Origin of the sequence: Nocardioides bruguierae, assembly GCF_023554635.1 — a bacterium.
GTDB classification, from domain to species: domain Bacteria; phylum Actinomycetota; class Actinomycetes; order Propionibacteriales; family Nocardioidaceae; genus Nocardioides; species Nocardioides bruguierae.
On record NZ_JAMJPH010000026.1, the window covers coordinates 1 to 23192 of the forward strand.

Below are 23192 nucleotides of genomic sequence, written 5' to 3' on the forward strand. Positions count from 1 at the left end.
CCCCGGGCCCCCTCCGTCCTGCGGGTCGCCACGGACCCGCCGGCACGCTCAGCGCGCGGCGCGGAGGAACCCCTCGATGATCGGCCCGGCCGTGCCGGAGCCCGAGTCGCCGAGGTCCACGTAGACCGCCACCGCGAGGTCGCCCTGGGCTGCGACCATCCAGGCGTGGGTGCGGGTCGTGCCGTCGTCGTCGAACTCGGCCGTGCCGGTCTTGGCGATGACGGGGGCACCGGGCACGTCGAGCAGGCCGCGGCCGGAGCCGTCGGTGACGACGCCGCGCAGCAGCGACGTCAGCTGCCGGGCCTCGGCCCCGGTGAGCGGCGCGGCGTCGGCGGGAGCCTCGTCCTGCTCGCCGCGGACCAGCCACGGGACGACGGTCTCGCCGGCCGCCACCGAGCCGATGACCGCGGCCATCGTCATCGGGCTGGCCAGCACCCGTCCCTGCCCGATCATGTCGGCGGCCGCCTCGGTCTCGCTCTCGGGCTCCGGCACCTGGCCGAAGTAGGCGGGGAAGCCGACCTCGTGGTCGACGCCGAGGCCCAGCGAGGCGGCGGCCGCGGCCAGGTCGCCGTCGTCCAGGTCGTCGTAGGAGGAGATGAAGGCGGTGTTGCAGGAGTTGGCCACCGCGGTGGCGAGCGTGACCCGTCCCAGGCCGGAGGCCGGGTAGTCGTCGTAGTTCTCGAACGCGCGGCCGTCGACGGTCGCGGTCGGCGTGCAGGCCACCTGCGTGCTCGGGGTCAGGCCGGCACGCAGCAGCGCCAGGCTGCTGACGATCTTGAAGGTCGAGCCCGGGGCGGCCTGCCCGTAGGTCGCGACGTTGACGCCGCCGGTGCCGGGCCCGTTGGCGGCGGCCAGGATCGCGCCCGTGCTGGGGCGGATCGCCACCAGGGCGCTGGCGGGGCCGACGTCGGCCAGCAGCGCCTCCGCGGACTCCTGGAGCCCGAGGTCGAGGCTCAGCCGGAGGGGCTTCCCGTCGGTGGGGGCCACCCGGAACAGCTCGCGGGCCTCGCCGTCCCCGTCGTCGGCGGCCGGCTCGGCCTCGACCACGAGGCCGGGCGTGCCGCGCAGCGTGTCGTCGTAGCGGGCCTGGAGGCCGGAGACGCCGGCGACGTCGCCCACGGCGTAGGTCTCGGGGTCCTCGGCGACCATCTCGGCCGTCACGTCCCCCACCGAGCCCAGGATCTCGGCGGCGAAGCCGCGGGTCGGCGCCAGGTCCTGGGTGGAGCGGACGGCCAGGACGCCGGGCACGTCCTCGTAGCTCGCCCCCAGCCGGGCCGGCACGTCGGCCAGGCGGTACGTGATCGCCTCGACGTAGGCCTGGTCGCCTGCCTGGCGCACGCGGGAGACGAAGGAGGCCGCGTCCACGTCGGCCAGGCCGGCCAGCGTCCGGGCCGAGGCCAGGGCCCGCTGGAGGCCCACCTGCGACTTGTCGATGCCGAAGGTCACCACCGGGCGAGCGGTGACGAGGGTGCGTCCCCCGGCACCGACCACGTCGCCGCGGTCGGGCGTGAGGGTGGTGGCGTCCAGCGTCTCGCCCTCGGCCAGGGAGGGCTCGACGACGGAGGGCTGCCACACCAGCGTCCAGGAGCGGTCGTCGGTGCCGTCCCCGTCCTCGTCGCGGGCCTGCCCGGAGACCTCGAGGTCGGCGGTCGTCTCGTACTCCCAGGCGCCGGCCGTGAACGGCCACGACCAGCGCAGGGTGACGCTGGCGCGCGGCTCCTCACCCTCCTGCGTCCCGTCGGCGGTGATCTCCGCGGAGGTCACGGTGACCGTGGGCTGGAGGTCGCCGAGACCGGCAACGATCTCGTCGAGCTCGGCGTTGACCGCGCGCGGGGGCGCGCCGACGACGGCACCCTGGAGCGCTCCGGCGCTCAGCTGGGTGGCGAGGGCCTCGGCCGTGCCGGCGGGGTCCGCCAGCTCGGGGTCACCGCCCAGCCCCAGCACCGAGCACGCGGAGAGCGGGCCGACGGCCAGGACCGCGAGAGCGGCGAGCCCGGCGGTGCGGGCGCGGGGGGACGAGGGGGACCGAGACATGCGCCCATGGTCCCAGGACGCACCGACGGCCCCGGCGGCAACCCGCCGGGGCCGTGCTGGAGCGTCCGGGTCAGTCCCGGTTCTTGTGCCGCGGCTTGCGGTCCTTGAAGTCGCCGCGGCCGCCACGGTCGTCGTCACGCCGGGGGCGACCGCCACCGGAGCGGGGGCCGCCGCCGCTGAAGCGCGGGCCCTTGTCGGGCTTGATCTCGATCAGCTTGCCGGAGATCCGGGTGTTCTCCAGGGCCTGGTAGACCGAGGCCGGGAGGTCCGCCGGCAGCTCCACGAGGGAGAAGTCGGGGCGGATCTGGATCTTGCCGAAGTCGCGGCGGTTGAGGCCGCCCTCGTTGGCCAGCGCGCCGACGATCTGGCGGGGCTCGACGCGGTGCCGCTTGCCCACCTCGATCCGGTACTGGGCCAGGCCCTCGCCGCCGCCGCGGCGACGGTCGTGCCCGGCGTTGCCGGAGCGCTCGTCACGCCCGCCGCGCTCGGGGCGCTCACGACCCGGCGGCGGGGTCTCGATGGCGTCGCGGGAGGGATCGAGCAGGAGCGGGGTGTCGCCCTGCGCCACGACCGCCAGCGCGGCGGCCACGTCGGCCTCGGGCACGTCGTGGTGCCGGACGTAGTGGTCGACGATGTCGCGGAAGGCGGTGATCCGCTCGCTCTGCTCCAGCGCCTCGGTGATGGCGTCGTCGAAGCGCGTGAGGCGCGTGGAGTTCACGTCCTCGATGCTCGGCAGCTCCATGGCGGCCAGCGGCTGGCGCGTGGCCTTCTCCAGGTGCTTGAGCAGGTAGCGCTCGCGCGGGGTGACGAAGGAGATCGCGTCGCCGGAGCGGCCGGCACGCCCCGTCCGGCCGATGCGGTGCACGTAGGACTCGGTGTCGGTGGGGATGTCGTAGTTCAGCACGTGGCTGATCCGCTCGACGTCGAGACCGCGGGCGGCGACGTCGGTGGCCACCAGCACGTCCAGGGTGCCGTCCTTGAGCTGGCCGACGGTGCGCTCGCGCACGTTCTGCGGCACGTCGCCGTTGATCGCCGCGGCGGCGAAGCCACGGGCACGCAGCTTCTCGGCGACCGTCTCGGTCTCCTGCTTGGTGCGGACGAAGACGATCATCGCCTCGAAGTTCTCGACCTCGAGGATGCGGGTCAGCGCGTCGATCTTCTGCTGGTAGCGGACCACCAGGTAGCGCTGGGTGATGTTGCTGGCCGTGGCGGTGCGACCCTTGACGTGGATCTCCACGGGGTCGTTGAGGTACTGCTGGCTCAGCCGGCGGATCGTGTTCGGCATGGTGGCCGAGAACAGGGCGACCTGCTTGGTCATCGGCGTCTCGGCGAGGATCGTCTCGACGTCCTCGGAGAAGCCCATCGTCAGCATCTCGTCGGCCTCGTCCAGGACGAGGAAGCGCAGCTCGGAGAGGTCGAGCGTGCCCTTGTCGAGGTGGTCGATGATGCGGCCGGGGGTGCCGACCACGATGTGCACGCCGCGGCGCAGCGCGGAGAGCTGCACGCCGTAGCCCTGGCCGCCGTAGACCGGCAGCACGCGGACGCCGGGGGTCTTGGCGGCGTACTTCTCGAACGCCTCGCACACCTGGAGCGCCAGCTCGCGGGTGGGCGCGAGCACGAGCGCCTGCGGGGAGGACTGCTTCAGGTCCAGGCGGGACAGGATCGGCAGCGCGAACGCCGCGGTCTTGCCCGTGCCGGTCTGGGCGAGGCCCATGACGTCACGGCCGGCCAGCAGCGTGGGGATGGTCTCCGCCTGGATGGCGGAGGGGGACTCGTACCCGACGGCCCGCAGCGCGTCGAGCACCGGCTCGGAGAGACCGAGGTCGGCGAAGCCCGGCGCGGTCTCCTCGACCGCCTCCTCGGGCTGGGTGGCCTGCACGTCGTCGGCGGCCGGGGAAATCTCATCACTCACCTGACAAGGGTAGGGGCTCACCCGCCCGCGGGAACCATCGTCGCGCCCGCCCCCGCCCAGGTGCCCGCTGCCACCGCCGCGACACGCTCCAGGTGAACGACGAGCGACGCAGTCGTTCACCTTCCGTTCACCTTTTCTCAGGACGCCCTCATGGGCGCCGATGAGGACATCGATGCACGTCAGCGGGCTGCGACACCGACTTCGTCAGGCCGGCGGCGACGCCGCGACACGCTCCTGGTCCGGGCAATGACGTGCGAAGGGTGAATCACCCTGCTATCTTCGGTGAACAGAAAGTGAACGGGAGGTGTCGATCATGACTGACACTCTGCTGACCGACGGCATCCACCTGGTGTGGGAGAACGTCGTCGAGTCCGATGGCTCCAGCCACCTGGAGTCGCACTGGGAGCGCGACGGCGTCGTCGTGACCCAGGCAGCCTGACAGGCCTCACGGCCCTCCACGACCTGACGGCGGACCGTCAGGCCCCTGCAGCTCGAGCCGCCCTCGGCCAATGAGGGCGGCTCGAGTGCATTTTTCCGGCACGTGCGTGCGCGGTGTCGAGCACCTTAACTCCCAGGTCAGGGCTCGTGCCAGCGCCGGTGCCGAGGGTGCTGCCACACGGGTGGTCCAGATATTTCTCCGGCGAGGGGGAATGGATCTGGACCGCGGTCCGGTTAGGGTGGTTGAAGTTTGCACGACCTCCCGCCGGGCGGTCGTCCCGCCCGGCGAGATCTCGCCGAACGACCCGATCAGATCAAGGAGAACCACCATGCCGCTCTTCGGCCGCACCAAGACCGAGGCCCCCGCCTCCGCCTTCGACGCCCCCACCCAGACCCTCTCCGACATCTCGGGCGACTACGCGATCGACGCGAGCCACAGCCGCCTGGGCTTCTCCGCCCGCCACGCGATGGTCACCACCGTCCGCGGCCAGTTCCAGGACTGGGAGGGCTCGGCCAAGGTCGACACCGCCAACCCCGCCGCTTCCTCGGTGAAGGTCTCCATGAAGGCCGGCTCGCTGGACACCGGCTCCGCCGACCGCAACGGTCACCTCTACTCCGGCGACTTCTTCGACGTCGAGACCTACCCCGAGGTCACCTTCGTCTCCACCGCCGTGTCCAAGGACGGCGACGACTGGACGATCACCGGCGACCTGACCATCAAGGGCGTCTCCAAGCCGGTCACCATCGAGTTCGAGTTCACCGGCTCGGCCACCGACCCGTTCGGCAACACCCGCATCGGCTTCGAGGGCGCGACCACCATCAACCGCAAGGACTGGGGCCTGGAGTGGAACGCCGCGCTCGAGACCGGCGGCGTCCTCGTCTCCGACAAGATCAAGCTCGAGTTCGACATCTCGGCGATCAAGTCCGCCTGATCCCGCCCGGGCGCGCTGCGCGCCGTCCCCTCTGACTGACAGCGGTCGGGACGAGCGCGCGAGCGCCCCGGACGGACCACGAGGCCGGCACCACCGTGGGGGTGGTGCCGGCCTCGTGCCGTTCCGAGAGGGCCCTCGAGACCGCTCAGGCAGCCGAGCGCGCCGCGCCGGCCGAGGTCATGAACCCGGTGCGGGTCCACTGGTGGCCCGGGAACACCGCGGCCGTGGAGGCACCGGTGCGGGCGCTGACCACCTCGGCCAGCACGTCGCGGTAGTCCGTGGTCACGGGGACGTCGGCGTCCAGGCTGTTCTCCAGGCCCGGCCAGCGCCCGTAGTAGCCGCCCTTGACGCCTGCCCCGGCGACCAGCATCACGCTGCCCCAGCCGTGGTCGGTGCCGCGGCTGCCGTTCTCCTGCACGCGCCGGCCGAACTCGGTGACGGTCACCAGCGTGACCTTCTCGGCCACCGGGCCGAGGTCGGCGAAGAACGCGCCCACGCTGGAGGCCAGCTCGGTGACGTTGTCGACCATCCAGCCGCCCGCGACCGTGCCCATGCCGACGTGCATGTCCCACGAGCCGGTGTCCACGGTGACGGCGGCGACGCCGATGTCCGCCTTGAGCACGCGCGCGACGTCGGCCAACGCCTCGCCGACCCCGCCGGTGTAGCCCCGACGGCGGCCGGTCCGGACCTGCTGGGCGGGTGCCAGGTCGACGAGCGAGGTGAGCGCGGTGCGCACGCCCGCGCCCATCTCCGAGCCCCCCTTCCCCCAGAGCGCGTTCAGCGCCCGGCGGCGCGGCGAGCGGCGGTCGCGGGCGTCCCCGCCGGCCAGCTCGGCGCGGTCCAGCTCGCCGAAGCTCATCACCGTGCTCGGCCCCGCCAGCAGGGTCGGGATGCCCGAGCCCACCGCGAGCGCCTCGACGGTGGCCTGGTCGCCGTTGGCGCCGACGAGGCGGTTGAGCCAGCCGGAGCGCTCGGCGGAGCCCGGGGCGGCGTCCTCGAGCTCCTCCATCGCCGCGAAGTGCGAGCGGTTGGCCACCGGCAGGCCGGTGGCGTGGATGGCGGCCAGCCGGCCGCTCTGCCACAGCGGCATCAGCGGCGACATCGCCGGGTGCAGGCCGAACTGGGCGTCCGCGGCCAGCAGGGCGGCGCGCGGCACGGCCGTGGTCGGCCGCCCGGCGTAGTAGGCGGCGTCGGCGTGCGGCACGACCATCGAGAGGCCGTCGGCGGCGCCGCGCAGCGACACCACGACGATGACGGACGAGGCCGGGCGCGGCTGCGGCGTCACCGGGCCGGCTGCCGCGGCGCCGCCGGCGTAGGTGATCGACGCGCCGCCGACCATGACGGAGGTGCCGCCGAGCACCGCGCCGCGCAGCAGCGAGCGGCGGTCGGTGAGGAGGCGGCCCTCGGTGCAGCCGGGGTGCGGGGCCGCGTCCCCGGTGTCGGGGGCGTCGGGGGCGTGGGACGCGGCGGGGTCGGCGTCGAGCGGGGGGACCGCGCGGAGGGGGCGGTGGGTGGGGTGCGGGGAAGTCATGGGGTTCCGTCCTGGAGGGGATGACCCGGGTCCGTCCTGGACCCGGGCGTGGCGGCTCAGTGGTAGTAGAACTCCGGGCTGTCGAGCACGGCGGCGACGAGCTGGGCCCAGCCGGCGGCGAGTCTGCGGTCGCGGGAGTCGACGCGGACGCCGGGCCCGATCCGGGTGGCGGCGGTGGCCGCCTTGAGGAGGCTGCGGGAGGCGGTGCGGCCCAGCAGCCGGCGGCTGAGGTGGTCGACGAGCTGGTCGAAGCGCAGGCGCCCCTCGGGCACCAGCTGCGTCATCGTCGGGTGGACGACGTCGACGACCGGCCAGGTGCGGCTGGCCATCTGCCAGTGCACCGTCATCGAGGCCAGCGCCCGGGTCGGGGACGCCCAGGCGCGGTTGCCCAGGGGCTGGCCGTCGGGGCGCGGCCAGGCGAAGGGGCTCAGGCCGAGGGAGGCCGCCTGGGAGCGCAGCTGGCGGGCCGCGGAGGCCTCGTTGCGCGGTCGGGTCAGGCGCACGCCCAGCACGCGGTAGGTGGCCACCACGTCGTCGTCCGCGTCGCGCAGCCGACGGTCGACCGCCCGCGCGAACTCCGGCGAGGCGACCAGCACCCGCAGCACCGGCACGATCGCGGTGTCGTGCTCGAGGTAGGCCTGGGCCAGCCGGTCGACCAGCCCCTCGGGCACCGACTCGGCGTCCACGAACGTCATGACGAGCTTGGTGGCGATCCGGCGGGCGGTGGCCGGGTGGTGCGCCAGGTAGGTGAGCATCGCGCCCACGGCGTCCTTGCCGGTGGCGTCGGTGTTGGCGTGCGCGAACCCGCACACGTCGACGGCGCCGGTGGCGTGCCAGTCGGCCCGGAAGCGGGTCTCGAACTCGCCCCAGGTGAAGGTCCAGCCGGTCAGCACGCGGGCCGCGTCCTTGATGTCGTCCTCGGTGTGGTTCCCGACGCCGACGGTGTGCAGCTCGAGGAGCTCGCGGCCGAGGTTCTCGTTCGGGTGCCACCGCGTGGAGCTGTTGTTGTTGAGGTAGGCGAGCATCGCGGGGTGCGTGGTGGTCGCGTGCAGCAGGTCCTCGAACCGGCCCAGCGCGTGGGCCCGGACGCGGTCGCCGTACTCGACGCGCAGCACGCCCATGTTGTCGGCGGCCACCGGCACGTGCAGGTGGTTCTCCCAGAACTCGGTCATCACCTCGAGCACCTGGTGGGGCGAGACGATGCGGCGGGCGAGGGCGCGCTGGGCGTAGTCGTCCATCAGCAGCCAGAGGCTGCGGGTGCCGGCGGTGTGCCGGGCGAGCACCTCGACGCCGGTGAGCGAGAGGTCGGGCCACCAGCCGGCCACCAGCCGGTCGGCGGCACCGGGGTCGGCGGTCGCGGCGGCGACCTGGGCCTCGAACCAGGCGGGCCCGCCGAGGCGGGTCACCTCCTCCACGAGGTCGGGGGTGATGCCGTAGGTGAAGCGGTTGAGCAGGTGCCGGTCGGCACGGCTCGCGACGGGGGTCGCGTTCCAGCGGCGGGGGCGGCGCGTGCGGGACGCGGCCGCGGCGGCCGGGCCGGTGGCGACGCCGGTGGCGGCGGCGCCCGCGACGAGGGTGCCGCCGCCGAGGGCGCGCAGGGCACGTCGGCGGCCGAGGCCGGTCGGGGCGGGGCGGAGGTGGAGCGGGGCGGGTGCGTCCTGGGCACCGGTGGCACCGTGGACGCTGCTGGCGGAGCTGGTCACGGGAGTTCTCCTGGTCTGGGGTCACCCGGAACGTCGGCGTCCGGCGCAACCGATTGAGGAACGCAGCCCGACGAACGTCGGACCTTCACATCTCCCTCATGCGCTCGGGACCCTCGTCCCACGGCTCCGGGACGCCCCGGGGACGCCCGTCTGCCCACCCGAGCGGGCCCTGCACCGGGCCCGCTCGCGCCGCTCGCTCGCGCTGCCCGGGCGCAAACCCGTGGCGCCGTCCGGGGGCCGTGCCCGACACTCCTCGGGTGCCCGACGACGCCGCCACCGTGCCCCTCCCGACGCTGCCCGCGGGCTACCGCGCGCGCCGGCTCGTCCTCGCCGACGCGGCGGCCGTGACCGCCGTCGTCGCAGCCCAGGACGTCGCGGACACCGGCGAGGTGATGGTCGAGGAGGCGGACGTGGTGGGCGACTGGCAGCGTCCGTCCTTCGACCTGGCCACCAGCGCGGTGGGCGTGGAGACGGTGCCGGACGACGCCGCCTCGAACTCCGGTACGGGCTCCGCGTCGGGCTCCGGGGCGGGCTCCGCGACTGGCCAGCAGCCCGGCGTCCTCGTGGCCGTCGCGGAGGTGCACCGCGACCGGGCGGAGGTCGCCGTCCACCCCGCCCACCGTGACCGCGGTCTCGGCACCGCTCTGGACCACTGGGTGCTCGCCCTGGCCCGCGCCCGGGGCGAGCGCAGCGTCGGCTCGCCCGTGCTCGAGGGCTCCGCCGGGGACCGGCTCCTCGCCGACCTCGGCTGGGCCGTGCGGTGGCACAGCTGGGTGCTCGCGCTGCCCGAGGGCGTCGACGTGCCCGAGCGACCGCTGCCTGCGGGCTACACGGCGCGTGCGGCCGCACCGGAGGAGCACCGGGCCTGCTGGACGCTGAACGAGGACGCGTTCCTGGAGTGGTCCGACCGCCCCCGCGACGGCTACGAGGACTGGGCGGCGCTCACCGTCGAGCGCCCCGGCTTCGAGCCGTGGCAGCTGCGGGTGGTGGTGGACGAGGCGGGCGAGGTCGTCGCGCTGGCGCTGGTGCAGATGATGACCACCGAGCAGGACGGCAGGGAGCGCACCGAGGCCTACGTGGCCCGGCTGGCGACCCGGGCCGACCAGCGGGGTCGAGGTATCGCGCAGGCGCTGCTCGTGGACGTCTTCGCCGAGGGACGCCGCCGCGGCGCGAGCCTGTGCACGCTGTCCACCGACTCCCGCACGGGCGCACTGGGGCTCTACGAGAAGGTCGGCATGCGGGTCACCTCGTCGTGGGTGAACCGGGCGGCCGCGCTCGACTGAGCGCTCAGGCCGGCAGCACCACCGTGGAGACCACGCGGGTGACCGAGGGCCGCACCGGCGTCGAGGAGAAGCCGAAGCCGGGCTCGGGGTCGACCGGTGCGAGGTCGCCCAGGTCCACCCCGTCCAGGCTCCCACGGGCGCGGACGACGGCGTGGTGGTCGAGCGCCCCGTAGTACTCGCGCCTCCCGTGCCCGGCGCTGCCGCGGGTGCGCACGCCGCGCAGCAGCAGGCGGGCCACCGGGTCGGTGAGGGTGCTGAACGCCGGGCTGCCGGCCAGCCCGCGGGGCACCAGGCGCAGCGCCGCGCCGAGGGCGGTGCGCCCGCCGACGTCCAGCGTGAGCTCGAGGCTGTCGGAGCGGACCCGCCACCCGTCGGCGGCCACGTCGGCGGCGAACGGCTCCACCCGCACCTCGTCGAAGGTGTAGGTGCTCGCGACGAACTCCGCGACCGCGCGGCTCGGCGCCAGCAGCAGCCGGCGTCCGCCGGCCGTGGCCACCATCGCGTCGGCGAACGCGCCGAGCGGTGAGGTGTGCCAGGCGCCCACGACGACGCGGACCCCCGACGTGGAGCCGACCCCCGCGATCGCGCCGGAGAAGCGCTGCACGCGGGGGCCGGTCGTGGTGCTCACCGCGCCAGCGTAGGCATCCGTGCCAGGGAGGCGGGCCGGGCGCGGGCGCCCCTCACTCCTGCGGGCCCTCCTCGGGCTCCGCCTCGGGGGCGGCCGGGGCATCGTCCTGGGGGCCGGGCTCGGCGAGGATGCCGTAGAGGCGGCGGCGGACGTCGGCCAGCACCCCGGCCGCGGCCTCGCGCTGGGCGGCGGAGCCGACGACGGCGACCTGCCAGACCGCGGCCAGCAGCTGCCCGACCTCGGCCCGCAGCTCGGGGTAGGCGTCCTCGCCCGCGTCGGCCTCGGCGTCGAACGGTGCCCAGACCTGCGCGAGCTCCTCGGCGTGCTCGTCGGCCCAGGCGCGGCCGACGTCCGTCAGCTCGAGTCGGCGACGGTTGCCGGCGGTCACGGTGACCACCAACCCCTCGTCCTCGAGCTGGGCGACGGTCGGGTAGACCGAGCCGGGGCTGGGGCGCCAGGCGCCGTCGGTGCGCTCGCCGATGCGCTGGATGGCCTGGTAGCCGTTCAGCTCCTGCTCCGCCGAGGCGGCCTCGACCAGCACGGCGAGCAGCGCGATGCGCACGTCCCCGCGGCGCACGGGCGGGCGGCCCTCGCGACCAGGCAGACCGCCGCGTCCGCCGGGGCCGCCGAGGCCGAGCAGCGCCACCCACGGCGGCAGCGGGCGGCCGGGGCCCTGGTGCGGGCCGTGGTGGCCGTGCCGGCCCCCGGGGCCGGGCGGCGGGCCGAAGGGTCCGGGGCCTCCGTGGGGGTGCTCGCCGGAGCGGCCGCGACCGCGGCCGTGGGCCTCCCAGGCGGGGCCGTCCCAGGTCGGGCCGGCGTCGTCGGCCCAGCGGCGGCCGGGGCCGCCACGTCCGCGGCGGCGTCCGCCGCCCGGCCCGCCACGCCCTGGGCGGCCGCGGCCCCCGTCGAGCGGGCCGTCGGCGGGACTGGTGTCGAAGGTGTCGTCGTTCATCTGTGGTTCCTCGTTCTCGTGGTGTCGCTCCCTTCGGAACGATCTGTTGGCGATATATCGCGACTGTACGCCGATGATCGGCCGCTGCCAAGAGGTGCGGGTGAGCACCGCGGAGCGGGCGCCTCCTCTACGCTGCTCGGACCGCACGGACCACCGACGCAGAGGCAGGGCCATGACCGACTGGGGGGCGCTGTACGCCGCCGTGGTGGCCGCGGTCGCCGACCTCGCCACCGAGACGCTCGAGGAGCAGGGGCCGGACGCGCTCGAGGTCGTCGTCCCGGCGACGCCCGCCTGGCGTGCGCGCGACGTGCTCGCCCACCTCGCCGGCGTGGCCGCCGACAACGTCTCCGGCGACGAGGCGGACATGGCCGGTGCGCCGAGCCCCGCCTGGACGGCCCGGCAGGTCGCCACGCGCGCCGAGGCCCCGGTGGCCGCGCACCTCGCCGAGCTGCGCGGCCACGTGCCCGCCGTCCGGGCCCTCGTGGCCGACGCGTCGCGGCCCGCCGTCGTGTGGGACGTCTGCGTCCACCACGCCGACCTCTGCGAGGCCCTCGGGACGGGGCGGCCCGACCCGGCGCTGTGGCGGCCGGTCGCGCACGCGGTGGCCCCCGGCCTGCTGAGCACCGTGCCGGCGCGCGTCACCGTGGGCGCCGCCGTCTACGGGGCCGGCGGACCCGAGGACCCCGTGCTCGCCCTGGACGAGTACGAGCTGTTCCGGGGCGCGTTCTCCCGCCGCTCCCGCCGGCAGATGGCCGGCTGGCTCGACGGGCTGCTCGACGCCGACGCGCTGGACGCCCTGTGCATCTTCGGCCCGCGCGACGACGACCAGCCGCTGCCCGTGGCCGCGCCGGCCTGAGCCACGCCCCGTACGGGTCCGCACGACGGGAGCACGACCGCGCCCTGCGAGGACGACCGTCCCGGGCGCAGCCCCGGCCGGGGACCCGTGCGCGGATGTTGCCCGTTGGCGGGACGTCGACGCCGCCTCGTCCCTACCCTGGTGCGGTGCCCCTCCCCGACCGGCGTGCACGCCGGGTGGGGCCCTCGTCCCGGACGACCCTCCTCGGGCTCGTCGGGCTCACCGCCGCCGCGGTGCTGCTCGGCCTCCTCCCGACCGGGTCCGCCGGTGCGCAGGCCCCCGCCGCGACGACCGCCCCCACCGCCCTGAACACCGCCCCGAACACCGGCCTGAACACCGGACCCAGCACCGGGCTCAGCAGCCTGAGCACCGACACGAGCACCGCCGCCCGCAAGGACCCCCGCCGCCGGCTCGGCCTGTTCGTCGACGACCACATGCCCGTGCACGGCCAGGGCCGGCGCTACCGCGGCATCGCCAAGTTCGCGCAGGCCTTGTGGCTCTCCCACGACTACTACGCGACCCGCGAGATCAAGGGCGTCGCCCGCGCCTACCTGCGACGGGCCAAGGACGCCGGCAAGACCCCGATCCTGGTCGTCTACTCGCTGCCGAACCGCGACTGCGGCGGCTGGTCCAGCGGTGGCGCCAGCGGCAAGCGGCCCTACAAGCGGTGGGTCAGCAAGCTGGCCGAGGGCATCAAGGGCAGCAAGCCGCTGCTGGTGCTGGAGCCCGACGCGCTTCCGTTCTACGGCCAGCACAGCTGCGAGGGCACCAAGCCCTGGCCGGAGCTGATGCGTTTTGCCACCAAGCGGCTCTCCGCGGCCGGCGCCTGGGTCTACCTCGACGCCGGGCACTCCGGATGGACCCCATACAAGAAGCGGGCGCGGCTGCTCGAGCGCGCGGGCGTCCAGTACGCCCGCGGCTTCTCCACCAACGTCTCCAACTTCCGCCCCACCGGCGACGAGAAGCGCTACGCCCGCTTCCTGGTGCGGCGACTGAAGGCCCTCGGGGTCACGGGCGTGCACTACGTCGTGGACACCTCGCGCAACGGCGCGAAGGACCCGGTGGACGGTGACGTCATCAACCCGACGTGGGCGCGGATCGGCGCCGGGCCGCGGCTGCTGTTCCGCCGCGCGTTCGACGGGCGGCTGTGGGTCAAGCACCCGGGCGAGTCCGACGGCGAGGTCAACGGCGGCAACGCGTCCGGGTCCTGGTGCGACCTGCTCGCCGACCGCCTGATGGGCCGGAGCAAGGTCCGCAACTACTGCTGAGCCCCCGGCAGCCCTGCACAGGTGGACTCAGCAGGAGGGCTCAGGCACCACGAGCGGCGGCCCGGTCGGGCTGCCGCTCGTCGTGGTCGTGGGGGAGGTGGTGCTCAGGGGTGGTGCTCAGGGGTGCTGCTGGTGGGGGTGGTGCCGAGGTCGGTCAGACGTCGTCGTCGGTGGACGGTACGGGGGCCGTCTCCGCGCGCAGGTTCATCAGGTCGAGCGCCGACAGCAGCTCGTCCACGCTGTCGTAGACCTCGGACGCCTTCTCGAGGAGCACGGTGCTCCACGTCGGCTCGTCGATGAAGACGTTGCCGCCGAAGTAGGCCCCGATGGCCTCGGCAGCGCTGTCATTGCTCATGCTCATGACAGCAATATGACAGGTCAGAGGCCATTTGGGGACACCCAACCCACAATTGCGGCGACCAGGGTCACACCACGGGGTGAGGCCGCGGGCACCAGCAGGGTGGTGGGAGGAACGACCGTACGGGGTTCTGTGGAGGGAGAGGAGGGGGCGGTGCAGACGTCCTCACCGTCCTGACCCACCACCGACAGAAGGTGCCCACATGTCCGAGCAGCAGCAGTCCGGCGACGCGCTGCGACCCCACGTCCTCGTGCTCTTCGGGGCGACGGGGGACCTGGCCGCCCGCAAGCTCTTCCCCGGCCTCTACCACCTCGCCGCGGCCGGTCGGCTGCCGCAGGAGTACGCGATCATCGGCTCGGGCCGGCACTCCCCCGGCACCGACGAGGAGTTCCGGGACCAGATCCGCTCGGCCCTGGAGGAGTTCGTCGACGACCTGGACGGCGGCGTGGCCGACGACCTGCTCGGCCGGCTGTCCTTCCAGACCTCCGACGCCGACGACGGCGCCGACCTCGCGAAGGCCGTGCGGGCCACCGAGGAGCAGATGGCGGACGACGTCGGCGAGGTCCGTCGGCTCGTCTACATGTCCATCCCGCCGGCCGCGATGAAGCCGATGATCGCGATGCTGGGCCGGGAGGAGATCACCGAGCGCGGCCGCCTCGTGGTGGAGAAGCCGTTCGGGCTCGACCTGGACTCCTCCCGCGAGCTCGACGCCGCGCTCAAGGAGGTCGCCGACGAGGAGCAGGTCTTCCGCATCGACCACTTCCTCGGCAAGGAGGCCGTGCAGAACCTGCTCGCCGTGCGGTTCGCCAACGGGCTGTTCGAGCCCGCCTGGAACCACGAGACCGTCTCCTCGGTGCAGATCGACGTGCCCGAGGAGCTCGGGCTCGAGGGTCGGGCCTCCTTCTACGAGGGCACCGGTGCCCTGCGCGACATGATCTCCACCCACCTCTCCCAGCTGCTCGGCTTCGTCGCGCTGGAGGACCCGGGCGAGTTCGACGCCGACGCCCTGCGCGACGCCAAGTCCGCCGTGTTCGCCGCGATGCGCCCGCTCGACGCCTCCCGTGCCGTCTTCGGCCAGTTCGAGGGCTACCGCGACGAGGAGGGCGTCGACCCGGACAGCCAGGTGGAGACGATGGTCGCCATCGAGGCGTTCGTCGACAACGACCGCTGGCAGGGCGTGCCGTTCTACCTGCGCACCGGCAAGGCCATGGCCAGCGGCCGGCGGGTCATCACGCTGCGGTTCAAGACGCCCGACACCGAGATCTTCGCCGGCCGCACCGCCTGCAACGAGATCCAGTTCGACCTCTCCGACAACCCGAAGATGCGCGTCGCGCTCCAGACGAAGAACCCCGGCCCCGACATGACCCTCGGCCGCTCCTTCATGACCCTCGACATGGGCCAGCAGGAGCACGACGAGGAGCCCCTCGAGGCCTACGAGCGCCTCCTGCTGGACGTGCTGCGCGGCGACCGCACCCTCTTCACCCGCGCCGACGAGGTCGACCGCATCTGGCAGGTCGTGCAGCCCCTGCTCGACGACCGCCCCCAGGTGCAGCCCTACGCCCAGGGCTCGTGGGGCCCGCAGGCCGCGCTCGACCTGCCGGAGGGCGGCTGGAGCTTGCACTGATCGGTCGCCTCCGGCGACATGTCGCGAGTCCGGGAGAGCACGATCCCCAGAGGTACACCTCCTGTGCCTCTGGGGATCAGTGCGTTCTCCGGGCTACCTCCCGTCCTCGCGGAGCACCGCACCCCGCGCACCGCGGACGGTGAGCACCGCGCTGGTGCCGGCGACGACACCCAGGACGACGGCCGCCACGACGGCGAGCAGCACGAGCCGGACGACGTCGACCCCGCTGGTCAGGGCCGGCGTGGAGAGGGTGTCGACGTAGCCGAGGACGAGGGTCCGCAGCACCACGACCTGGGCGAGCGTGCCGGCGAGCAGGCCGGCCACCGCGGTGCCGCCGAGCACGACGCCCAGCTCGAGCAGGACCGCCCGCGCCACGGCGCGGCGCGGCACGCCGACGACGCGCAGCGCTGCCGCGTCCCGCCGCCGGGCCGGTAGCTGCACGGCGGTGGAGACGGCCAGCGAGGCGAGGGCCATGACCAGCACGAGCAGCGCGACCACGGCGTAGAGCCGCAGCGCCAGCGCGTACGGCGTCGAGTCGAGGCCGGCCTTCACCTCGGCGTAGGTGGTGTCCTCGGTGACGCCGGCGCGCAGCAGCGCCCGACGCAGCGGCGCGGGCAGGCCGTCGCGGGCGAGCACGTAGGTCTGGGTGCCCTGGTCGTAGAGCGACCGGTCGAGGGTGAGGGTGTCGACGTCGACCAGCCGGCCGACGGGGCCCAGCAACGGCACCGAGCTCGCCTCGAGCACGCCGGTGGAGTAGATGTCCCCGCGGGTGCGGATGGCCTGCGCGTCGTCCCCCATGGCGGGGGCGTCGACGCCCGCGACCACGGGCAGCGCGGCGCCCAGGCCGCCGGTGGAGAGCTGCACGATGGCCGTGTCCTCGCCGGTGTCGACGTCGACGGTGAGGGCGTCGTCGGTGACCTCCACGCCCTCGACGACCTCGGGGCTGGAGGCATCGGCGGAGACACCCCAGTCGGCCGGTCCCAGCCAGTCCGCGACCGGCTCGCCGTCGGCGGTGAGGCCGCTGAGCGTGAGGCTCCCGGTGAGCCGGGTGGGGCGGGCCACCGTGGTGCCGATGGTGACGCCCTCGAGGCGGCAGCCTCGGGCGCAGCCCTCCAGGTCGAGGTCGAGGCGGGTCGTCTCGCCCGTGGGCAGCGGCAGGGAGTACACCGTGTGGCCGTCGCCGCCGTCGGAGACGAGGTCGAGGCGCACCACGACGGGCTCCTCGGAGGTCAGGTCGTTGGTGACGTCCACGCCGAGGCTGGTGCCAGCGACCTCGGGGATCTCGCCGGGCGGGCGCAGCAGGTCGCTGACCTCCTCGGCGTCGGTGCCGGGGGTCCAGGAGTCCGGCCACCGGCCCACGGCGGCCAGCCGGTCGGTGTCGAGCACGGCGTAGGACTCCGAGGTCGTGTAGAAGGCACCGGCCGCCATGAGCCACTCGCCGTCGGGGTCGAGCCGACGCGTGAGCGCGACCGTCTCCTCCAGGCCCAGCTGGGAGGTCCACACCTGGTCGGCCGGAGCGCGGGTGGCGGCGACGCTGGCGCGCCACTCGGCCGCGCTCTGGTCCACGCCCGCGCCGAACACGCCGATCGCGACGGCCGCGGTGAGCGGCAGGATCACCAGCGTGCCCTCGCGCCGGCGGCTCAGGGTGCGGGCCGCGACCCAGCCGGCCACCGAGCGCCCGTGCGGACGACGGCGGGTCACCCAGCGCGCCAGCACCTGCGTCAGCCGGCTGGCGGCGAGGCCCGCCACGGACGCGAGCAGCACGGGCAGCACCAGGTCGACCAGGTCGGGGTCCGAGCTCCCGGAGGTGAGCCGGCTGACGACGGCGGCCACCGCGAGCGCGACGAGCACCAGCTGCGCGAGCACGGCCGAGCGTCGGCTCGCGCCGGGGCGGCGCACCCCGGCCAGCTGCTCGTCGAGGCCGGTGCGCAGCACGAGCCGCACCGCCAGCGCGGCCACGGCCACGGAGCCCACGACCACGGCCAGCCCGGCGGCCACGGAGGACACCGGCACGCGCAGCGGCAGCCCGGGCACCAGCCAGGCGCGCTGGAGCGCGACCGTGGTCGCGACACCCAGCGCGACGCCGATCGGCACCGCCAGGCCGAGCAGCGTGAGCGGCTCGGCCAGGCCCAGGCGCCACAGGCCGCGGCGCGGGAGGCCGCGCAGGGTGGCCAGGGCCATCTCCGGGGTGCGCAGGTCGGCCGCGGCGGTCAGCAGTCGCAGCAGCAGCGCGAGCGCGACGAGCACGAGGGAGAGGACGGCCGGGGCGATCGAGGCCGCGGCCGTCCCCTGCTCGTCGGTGATGTCGGCGATGACCGTGGCGACGTCGTTGATGCCGGTCGGGGTGAGCGTGCCGGCGGCGACCGCGACGCCGGTGACGCTGTCGTCCGACCCGTGGCCCTCGGAGACCGCCTCGATCGCGGGCAGGTCGTCGACGGTGAGGTCGGCGGGCGGGTTGAGCCGCGCGTCGACCCGGACGGTCCAGGGGTGGCCCAGCCAGCCGAGCCGGTCGAACGCGGCCGGCACCGTGACGAAGGGGGCGGGTCGGTAGGGCTGCGGGGCGGCGCCCATCTCGGTCGGCGGGGCGGAGGAGAACCGGGAGACGTCGAACCAGAAGTCAGCCTCGTCCGCGCCGGGGGCCGCGTAGGTGCCGACGACCCGCACCTCGCCCGCGTACCCGGGCAGGCGCACGCGGTCGCCGATCTCCAGCCCCGTGCGGGTGGCGTCGCCGGCCAGCAGGAGCACCTCGTCGCTGTCGGCGGGGCAGTCGCCGGTCACCTGCAGGTGGTCGCAGGCGTCGGCGGCCGCCAGGAGCGTCACCTCGCCGCCGAGGGCCTCGAACGGGCCGCTGACGAGGCTGGTGCGCGGGGCGGCGTAGGCGGCGTCCGCGCCGGCGTCCTCGATCAGCGCCTGCGCGGCGTCGGCGGCCGCGGCCTGCGCCTGGACGGGATCGGTGCCCGCGTCCCCGCCTGGGCTGAGCTGCCAGGTCAGGCCGGTGAGCGGGGTGGCCGCCTCGGCGAGGCTGCGCACGAGGTAGGAGGAGGTGACGGCGCCGGCGAAGGCCGGGCCGAGCACCGCGGAGGCCACGGCGACCGCGGTCAGCAGCACGGTGCCCAGGGAGAGCAGGCCGCGCGAGCGCAGACCGCGCCAGAGCGTGCCGGCCTGGACGGGCAGGCGGGCCATCAGCGGGCCTCCTCGCGGAGCAGGCCCGGCCGCGTGGAGACCGTCCCGACGGAGCGGCCGCGGCCGACGACCGCGACGACCACCACGGCCACGACGGCGGCGAGGACGACGAGCGGGCCGGTGGTCACCCCCGGCTCGAGGGCGAGCCCGTGGTCCGGCACCCGGACGAGGCCGAGGGAGGGCAACAGCAGGGCCGCCGAGAGCGCGGTGCCCAGGGCCGCGCCGGCGGCCCCCAGGACGAGCAGGCCCGCGACCTCGCGCCGCACCGAGCCGCGCAGCGTGGCGATCGGGACGCCCGCGACGCGCAGGGCCGCCACGTCCCGCACCCACCCGCGCCGCTCGCGCACGACCGCGGTGGTGAGCACCAGCACGGCGGCGAGCAGGCAGAAGGCGGCGATGAGCAGGTAGACGCGTGCCTGCACGGCGCCGGTACCGGCCTCCACGTCGGCCCGGACGTCGGCCAAGGTGCGCGGCTGGGCACCCAGCGCGTCGGCCACCTGCGTGAGCAGGTCGTCGGAGGTGCCGGCCGCCGCCACCACGCTCAGCTGGGCCAGCGGCACCGTCGGCGAGGCGCCCTCGAGGGCGCGAGGGAGGTCCATCAGGAGACCATCGGCACCGACCAGCGGGAGGGCCGGCGCGGAGGCGACGACCACCGCGTCCAGGTCGTCGCCTCCCGGGGACTCGGCCACCGGGTCGTCGCCGAAGGTCTCCCCGTCCTCGACCTGCGTCGAGGTGAGGCCGCTGGTGGAGGCCAGGGCGGTGTCGGTGGCGGCGACGGGCACAGCACCCTCGGCGGTGAGCGGCACCGCGGTCAGCGGGTCGCGCGTCGCGGTGGCCAGCAGGCCGTCCGAGGTGACGGTCGGCGGGGCGTGCACCTCGCCCTCCTCCACGTGGTCGGGGCGGCGCAGCACGCCGCCGCGCTCGAAGGTGATGCCCGTCGTCGAGGCGCCCAGGCGCGTGGCGAGGAGGTCGCCGGCCTGCTCGTCCTCGTCCGCGGCACCCGGGGCCGTGACCCGCAGGTCGCGCAGGAGCCACGGGAGCGTGGAGGTGCCGTCGGGGCGGGCCAGGGTGACCGAGGTGAGGGTGCAGCCGTCGGTGCAGGCCACCCGCTGGGTCAGGGTCAGCGGCTCGCCGCTCCTCGGCAGCCGTCCGGCCAGCATCACGGTGAGGCCGCGCCCGTCGGGGCGCGCCAGCTCCACGACGACCTCGGGCCGCACCCGGCCGCGGCTGCGGGCGCTCACGCCGGAGACGGTGGCGGCGAGCCGGGTGCCCTGCACGAGCGTGGTGGACTCGCTGCCGCCGAGCACGTCGCCGAGGGCGGCGACGCCGGCGGCCGGGGTGGAGTCGTAGAAGTCGCCGAGCACGGCGCCGGCGCGGGCGCTGTCCCAGTACACCCGGCGCGCGGGGGCCGACCCGGTGCCGGGCACGGTGACGACGGGCAGCAGGGAGGTGCCGGCGGGGTCCAGCCTGCGGGTGAGCGCGAGCAGCGCGGCGGCGTCCAGGTCCACGTCGTCGCTCGCGCGCACCACGACCGGCCCGCCGGCCTCGAGGCGGGCGGTGTCCTCCACCCAGCCGTCCACGTCGGACGCGGCGCTCACGGCCAGGCCCGCGACGACCGCGGCGGCCACCAGCACGCGGACGGCCGCGGCCGCGTCGGCGGTGCGGGCCAGGCGGCGGGTGGCGACGTAGCCCGCCAGGCCGGCGTCGCGGCGGCGGACCAGCGCACGGGCGCCGGCGCGCAGGAGCACGAGGACGAGGCCACCGACCGCGAGCCCGACCAGCGCCGGGCCGGCCAGGACCACCAGGTCGGGCTCGCCCGTCCCGCTGCCGCTGCCCGTGCCGTCCTGGCCGGCGACCACGGCCCGGTAGCAGGCGAGCGCCCCCGCGACCACGACGAGCACCTGCCCGAAGGCGGCGGCCGCACCGGCGGCGGCGTGCCGCGGGCGTCCGCCGACCTGGTCGGCCAGCGGCTCGCGCAGCGCGGAGACCATGCCGACACCCACCGCGACCAGGCCGGCCAGCAGCACGACCACGGCCGCGACCAGCGCCCCGACGAGCACCCGGGCGGTGAGGACGACGGAGGCCGGCTCGCTCGTCCACGCGGGCACGGCCACCAGCGCGACCCCGAGCCCGGCGACGACGCCCAGCGCACCGCCCAGCAGGAGCACCAGCAGCGGCTCGGCGCTCAGCAGCGCCACCAACGGGGCGCCCTCGTGGCCGCGGAGGCGGGCCAGGGCGATCTCGCCGCGCCGCGCCACGGCCAGCTCGCGGCCGGTGGTGGGCAGGGCGACCGCGCCCAGCACGAGCAGGGGCAGCGCGAGCGCGCGGGAGGTGCCGGTGGCGCCGGCGACGCCGAGCACGGAGACGACCCCGGCCACGACCACCACCGTGAGGCCGAGCAGCGGCAGCAGGGTCCCCCGGCGGGACCACACGCCGCGCAGCGTGCGGGTCACGGTGCTCCCGGCGGACGGCGGAACGCGGCGTGGTCGTCCTCGGTCTCCGGCTCCGCAGCGGCGGCCGGTGCCTCGGGGGCCGGTGCGTCCTCGACGGGCGGGACCTCACCGGAGCCGGCCTCGTCCGTGTCGGTCGCGGAGGTGTCCGTCGCGGGGGTGTCCGTCGCGGGGGTGTCCGTCGCGGAGGTGTCCTGGGTGGGGCGGTCCTGGGGCGCCTCGGCTGCCTCGTCGAGCACCACCCGTCCGTCGTCCAGCGCGACGTGGCCGTCGCAGGCCTCGACCACGGCCGGGTCGTGCGTGGCGACCACGACGACCGCGCCCCGGTCGGCCTCGCGGCGCAGCTCGGCGAGCACGTGGCCGCGGTTGGTCTCGTCCAGCTCGCTGGTGGGCTCGTCGGCCAGCAGGACCGCGGCACCGACCGCGAGCCCGCGGGCCAGGGCGACGCGCTGCATCTGCCCGCCGGAGAGCTCCTCGACCTGCCGGGCACCCAGGTCGGCGATGCCGAACCGGGCCAGCGCGGCCAGGGCCTGCTCGTCCGCCGCCTCCGGCGCCACCCCGCGGGCGCGCAGCGCCACGGAGACGTTCTCGGCCGCCGAGAGCACGGGCACCAGGCCGTAGACCTGGAGCACGAAGGCCACGTCCGGACGCGGGTCGCCGGTGCCCGTCCAGGTGGGCTCGGCGCCGTGGGTGGCGGAGCCGGCGGTGGGACGCAGCAGCCCGCCGGCCACGGAGAGCAGCGTGGTCTTGCCCGAGCCGCTGGGCCCGGAGAGGGCGGTCATGGACCCGGCCGGGAAGCGGACCTCGACGTCGGCGAGCAGCGTGCGGCGGCCGGCGTCGTGGGTCACGCCGGTGACGACCAGGTCGGCCGGGGCCGCGACGGGCTGCTCGGCCAGCGGGCTGCCGGAGGCGCCCTCGGTCTCCTGCTCGGCGTTCTTCTGCTCGGGGGTGGTGGGCTCGGTGGTGCTCACGGGTGCCTCCGGTCGTTCTGGAGCGTCTCCGAGATCCCGCCACCGGCCCCGCCGGCGTCCGGGCCTCGTCCACGGTCCGGGCCCTGGTCCTGGTCGCCCGCCCCGCGGGAGACGACGAGCCGGTCCACGTCCTCCGGCTCGATCCGCACCAGCGTGCCGGCGGGCCACTCCTCGGCCAGGTGCGTGGGCAGGTGGACGACGCCCTCGGCGCCGACCACCACGTACTCGGCGCCCGCGTGGCCCTCGGAACCGACGCGGCCGCCCTTCATCGTGACGGTGCGGGGGAACGTGTCGGCGACCTCGGGGGCGTGGGTGACCACGACGACGGTGGTGCCGAGCTCGTCGCCGAGGTCGTGCAGGAGCGCGACCACGGCGTCGCGGTCGGCGTGGCTGAGCTGGCTGGTCGGCTCGTCGGCGAGGAGCAGCTGCGGGCCGCAGGCCACCGCGCAGGCCAGCGCGAGCCGCTGCCGCTGGCCGCCGGAGAGCGTGGTGACCACCTGGTCCGCCACCTCCTCCAGCCCCACGCGCGCGAGCAGCTCGCGCTCGGGCACCGCCTCCTTGCGCTCGGCCCGGGTCAGCGCGAGCCGCGCGAAGCCGACGTTCTGCCGCGCCGTGGCGTAGGGCAGCAGGTTGCGGGTGGCGCCCTGCAGCATGGTGGAGACCCGGCGCGAGCGCAGCGCCGCGAGCTCGGGCTCGGGCATCCGCGAGATCTCGTGCTCGCCGAGGAAGATCCGCCCGGCGCTGGGCTTCTGGATGCCGCCGAGCAGGGTGAGCAGCGTCGACTTGCCCGAGCCCGAGGGGCCGAGGAACGCGACCCGCTCGCCCGGCCGGATCACCAGGTCGACGCCGGAGAGCGCGACGACGTCGTGGCCCTCGAAGGTGCGGTAGAGGTGGACGACGCCGGAGCAGCGCACGCCGAGGCCACCGGGGTGCTCGCCGGCCGTGCTGCGGCGCGACGCGTCGTCGTGACGCAGCAGGTCCTGGGCGGGTCCGCCGGCAGGGGGCACGGAAAGCTCCTCTGGCTCTGGGGGTGACGGCGGCGATGGTCCGGCACCCGGGCCCGGCCACC

The 23192-nt window shown here is 75.5% G+C and carries 17 protein-coding genes; 6 read left to right on the plus strand and 11 right to left on the minus strand.

Translation table 11 applies throughout. The annotated features are described in order from the left end of the window. Positions 1 to 48: 48 nt before the first annotated feature. Both M8316_RS14680 and M8316_RS14685 read right to left on the minus strand, forming a co-directional pair. The gene (locus M8316_RS14680) at positions 49 to 2034 is read right to left on the minus strand and encodes a penicillin-binding transpeptidase domain-containing protein (RefSeq protein ID WP_250055741.1); all 1986 of its coding nucleotides are present in this window, start codon (positions 2032 to 2034) and stop codon (positions 49 to 51) included. A gap of 70 nt (positions 2035 to 2104) precedes the next feature. Further along, on the minus strand, positions 2105 to 3946 hold the full coding sequence (locus tag M8316_RS14685; protein WP_250055743.1) for a DEAD/DEAH box helicase: 1842 nt from the start codon (positions 3944 to 3946) through the stop codon (positions 2105 to 2107). A gap of 313 nt (positions 3947 to 4259) precedes the next feature. Here M8316_RS14685 and M8316_RS20770 point away from each other — a divergent pair, with 313 nt between their 5' ends. Together M8316_RS20770 and M8316_RS14690 are read left to right on the plus strand one after the other, a co-directional pair. After that, the gene (locus tag M8316_RS20770) at positions 4260 to 4385 is read left to right on the plus strand and encodes a hypothetical protein (RefSeq protein WP_272495299.1); all 126 of its coding nucleotides are present in this window, start codon (positions 4260 to 4262) and stop codon (positions 4383 to 4385) included. Between the two features lie 328 nt (positions 4386 to 4713). Next, the gene (locus M8316_RS14690) at positions 4714 to 5316 is read left to right on the plus strand and encodes a YceI family protein (RefSeq protein ID WP_250055745.1); all 603 of its coding nucleotides are present in this window, start codon (positions 4714 to 4716) and stop codon (positions 5314 to 5316) included. Between the two features lie 145 nt (positions 5317 to 5461). Here M8316_RS14690 and M8316_RS14695 read toward each other — a convergent pair whose 3' ends face one another. Beyond that, complete coding sequence (locus tag M8316_RS14695) at positions 5462 to 6847, minus strand: DUF1501 domain-containing protein (RefSeq protein WP_250055747.1); 1386 nt, start codon at positions 6845 to 6847, stop codon at positions 5462 to 5464. A 56-nt stretch (positions 6848 to 6903) separates the two neighbouring features. Beyond that, positions 6904 to 8550 carry a DUF1800 domain-containing protein gene (locus M8316_RS14700; RefSeq protein ID WP_250055749.1) on the minus strand — a complete coding sequence of 549 codons (1647 nt, stop codon included), beginning with the start codon at positions 8548 to 8550 and terminating at the stop codon, positions 6904 to 6906. Between the two features lie 257 nt (positions 8551 to 8807). On the opposite strand from M8316_RS14700, the gene M8316_RS14705 reads away from it, so the two are divergent. After that, positions 8808 to 9833, plus strand: coding sequence for a GNAT family N-acetyltransferase (locus tag M8316_RS14705; protein WP_250055751.1), 1026 nt, complete (start codon positions 8808 to 8810; stop codon positions 9831 to 9833). A 4-nt stretch (positions 9834 to 9837) separates the two neighbouring features. Here M8316_RS14705 and M8316_RS14710 read toward each other — a convergent pair whose 3' ends face one another. Next, a complete protein-coding gene (locus tag M8316_RS14710; RefSeq protein ID WP_250055753.1) occupies positions 9838 to 10461 on the minus strand; it encodes a hypothetical protein in 624 nt (207 codons plus the stop codon). A gap of 52 nt (positions 10462 to 10513) precedes the next feature. Beyond that, positions 10514 to 11413 (minus strand): PadR family transcriptional regulator, encoded by a 900-nt coding sequence (locus tag M8316_RS14715; protein WP_250055755.1) that lies wholly within the window; start codon positions 11411 to 11413, stop codon positions 10514 to 10516. Positions 11414 to 11585: 172 nt separating this feature from the next. Here M8316_RS14715 and M8316_RS14720 point away from each other — a divergent pair, with 172 nt between their 5' ends. Further along, positions 11586 to 12269, plus strand: coding sequence for a hypothetical protein (locus tag M8316_RS14720; RefSeq protein ID WP_250055758.1), 684 nt, complete (start codon positions 11586 to 11588; stop codon positions 12267 to 12269). 146 nt (positions 12270 to 12415) lie between these two features. Further along, positions 12416 to 13537, plus strand: coding sequence for a glycoside hydrolase family 6 protein (locus M8316_RS14725; protein ID WP_250055759.1), 1122 nt, complete (start codon positions 12416 to 12418; stop codon positions 13535 to 13537). 154 nt (positions 13538 to 13691) lie between these two features. Here M8316_RS14725 and M8316_RS14730 read toward each other — a convergent pair whose 3' ends face one another. Further along, positions 13692 to 13898 (minus strand): hypothetical protein, encoded by a 207-nt coding sequence (locus M8316_RS14730; protein ID WP_250055761.1) that lies wholly within the window; start codon positions 13896 to 13898, stop codon positions 13692 to 13694. A gap of 199 nt (positions 13899 to 14097) precedes the next feature. On the opposite strand from M8316_RS14730, the gene zwf reads away from it, so the two are divergent. After that, on the plus strand, positions 14098 to 15519 hold the full coding sequence (zwf, locus tag M8316_RS14735) for a glucose-6-phosphate dehydrogenase (RefSeq protein WP_250055763.1): 1422 nt from the start codon (positions 14098 to 14100) through the stop codon (positions 15517 to 15519). Between the two features lie 93 nt (positions 15520 to 15612). Here the strand turns inward: zwf and M8316_RS14740 are convergent, their stop codons facing one another. Genes M8316_RS14740 through M8316_RS14755 form a run of 4 tightly spaced genes read right to left on the minus strand, consistent with a single transcriptional unit; the run spans position 15613 to position 23130 of the window. Next, entirely contained in the window at positions 15613 to 18702 is a 3090-nt protein-coding gene (locus tag M8316_RS14740) for an FtsX-like permease family protein (protein WP_250055765.1), read from the minus strand. Further along, a complete protein-coding gene (locus tag M8316_RS14745; RefSeq protein WP_250055767.1) occupies positions 18702 to 21155 on the minus strand; it encodes a hypothetical protein in 2454 nt (817 codons plus the stop codon). Before M8316_RS14745 ends, M8316_RS14740 begins: the two co-directional genes overlap by 1 nt. Then, a complete protein-coding gene (locus M8316_RS14750; RefSeq protein WP_250055769.1) occupies positions 21152 to 22123 on the minus strand; it encodes an ABC transporter ATP-binding protein in 972 nt (323 codons plus the stop codon). Before M8316_RS14750 ends, M8316_RS14745 begins: the two co-directional genes overlap by 4 nt. Beyond that, the gene (locus M8316_RS14755) at positions 22120 to 23130 is read right to left on the minus strand and encodes an ABC transporter ATP-binding protein (RefSeq protein WP_250055771.1); all 1011 of its coding nucleotides are present in this window, start codon (positions 23128 to 23130) and stop codon (positions 22120 to 22122) included. The genes M8316_RS14750 and M8316_RS14755 overlap by 4 nt, the downstream gene beginning before the upstream one ends. Positions 23131 to 23192: the final 62 nt, after the last annotated feature.

Bases quoted from the DNA above. Each gene is read 5' to 3' on its own strand.
- M8316_RS14730 (WP_250055761.1), bottom strand. From the start codon at position 13,898: ATGAGCATGAGCAATGACAGCGCTGCCGAGGCCATCGGGGCCTACTTC.
- M8316_RS14715 (WP_250055755.1), bottom strand. From the start codon at position 11,413: ATGAACGACGACACCTTCGACACCAGTCCCGCCGACGGCCCGCTCGAC.
- M8316_RS20770 (WP_272495299.1), top strand. From the start codon at position 4,260: ATGACTGACACTCTGCTGACCGACGGCATCCACCTGGTGTGGGAGAAC.
- M8316_RS14690 (WP_250055745.1), top strand. From the start codon at position 4,714: ATGCCGCTCTTCGGCCGCACCAAGACCGAGGCCCCCGCCTCCGCCTTC.
- M8316_RS14695 (WP_250055747.1), bottom strand. From the start codon at position 6,847: ATGACTTCCCCGCACCCCACCCACCGCCCCCTCCGCGCGGTCCCCCCG.
- M8316_RS14720 (WP_250055758.1), top strand. From the start codon at position 11,586: ATGACCGACTGGGGGGCGCTGTACGCCGCCGTGGTGGCCGCGGTCGCC.
- zwf (WP_250055763.1), top strand. From the start codon at position 14,098: ATGTCCGAGCAGCAGCAGTCCGGCGACGCGCTGCGACCCCACGTCCTC.
- M8316_RS14740 (WP_250055765.1), bottom strand. From the start codon at position 18,702: ATGGCCCGCCTGCCCGTCCAGGCCGGCACGCTCTGGCGCGGTCTGCGC.
- M8316_RS14680 (WP_250055741.1), bottom strand. From the start codon at position 2,034: ATGTCTCGGTCCCCCTCGTCCCCCCGCGCCCGCACCGCCGGGCTCGCC.